Here is a 1,322-nt window from a genome sequence, read left to right as displayed (position 1 = left end):
GGTGGGTTCTATCAATTCCATTTTTTATTTCTTGCATAAGGCAGCAGAACCCTTTAACTGTCTTGAGCAAGATAATCTTGCGTAAAGTTAAGCAATTTAATCTACCCCCCCCAAAAAAAATGAGGGATTTTTGCATTTTTGAGGATACACCCCGTCTCTTTTTATTGGGCAATCGCCAATTCACGTTTATTGCACACAATCTGGATGTAGCGGAAGATGTTGTAGGTCAAATTTGTCATCGCCACATTCGCCTTCGCCCGTACAATCCCTATTGTCCTGACAATAAGGCCGTGCATACTTTGCTCTTCAAAACCGAATACGTGCTCGACAAGGCAACGGGTCTTGGACTTGCGCCTGTTCTCAGCCTTCTGTTTTTCTGTCAGAGGATGATTCCGACGGCCTTTCTCGCAGATTATCGGATTCATGCCATGCTCCTTCACGGTTGACTCCTGCCCGGCATATCCTGCGTCAAGATACAAATCCTTATCCTTGTCTGACTCATCAAGCAGCTGCTCAAAACCTTTGGAATCATGCACATTGGCAGGCGTTGTTGCATACGAGAGGATTACCTTGTTGCCTTTGTCTACCTTGACATGCTGCTTGTAGCCGTAAAACGTGTCACCGCGCTTCTTCGTCCAACGGGCATCCACATCCTTATGGAATTTCTTGTGAGGATTGTCATTCCACAGTTCGTCGCCCTTGCCCTCCTTTATCTTCGCATTCTCCTCACGAGTGTTGCGCTGGCGTGGGGCAACGACAAAACTGGCATCTATGATCCGCCCCTCGTTGAACTGAAGGCCCTTGGCCTCCATGAACGTACGGAAGTCTTCAAACAACTTGTCATACGCACCGACGGACGTGAGGGCTTCGCGATACTTCCAGATTGTCTTCTCGTCCGGTACATCATCCACGTTCTCTATCCCCAGAAAAGCGCGGAAACTGGTGCGGTCCACTATCTGATATTCTATCTGATGGTCACTCAGGCCATAGTAACGCTGGAGAAACAGTATCTTGAACATCAACACACAATCTATGGGAGGACGCCCGGCATTGCCCTTACGCTCGCCTGTGAACAGAGAGGCTTCCAATGTCGGACGGAATATCTCAAAGTCCACCAATGACGACAGTCTCTCTAGTGGGTTGCCTATCACGTTAAGGCGAGACGATTGATTCTCGGATTCAAACACACTTTTATAGCGTAACTTGCGATAGCGGCTTAACTTGTTCATGATCAATGATTATTTTGTCTGTTTCTGCAAATATAAGCATTTTATCCGCTTATGCAACTTATAATCAGGGATTTAATTTATAGAAGTCCCCTT

At 46.6% G+C, this 1,322-nt stretch carries 1 protein-coding gene; it reads right to left on the bottom strand.

The features are described 5' to 3' along the window. Window positions 1-161 precede the first annotated feature (161 nt). On the bottom strand, window positions 162-1,229 hold the full coding sequence (locus tag AB5443_RS25295) for an IS5-like element IS1168 family transposase (protein WP_065739412.1): 1,068 nt from the start codon (window positions 1,227-1,229) through the stop codon (window positions 162-164). Window positions 1,230-1,322: the final 93 nt, after the last annotated feature.

Origin of the sequence: Bacteroides sp. RTP21281st1_H5_RTP21281_210402 (assembly GCF_040918965.1) — a bacterium.
Classification (GTDB): Bacteria; Bacteroidota; Bacteroidia; order Bacteroidales; family Bacteroidaceae; genus Bacteroides; species Bacteroides congonensis.
Note: the sequence above shows the minus strand (reverse complement) of the source record. Positions and strands in the feature narration are given on the sequence as shown.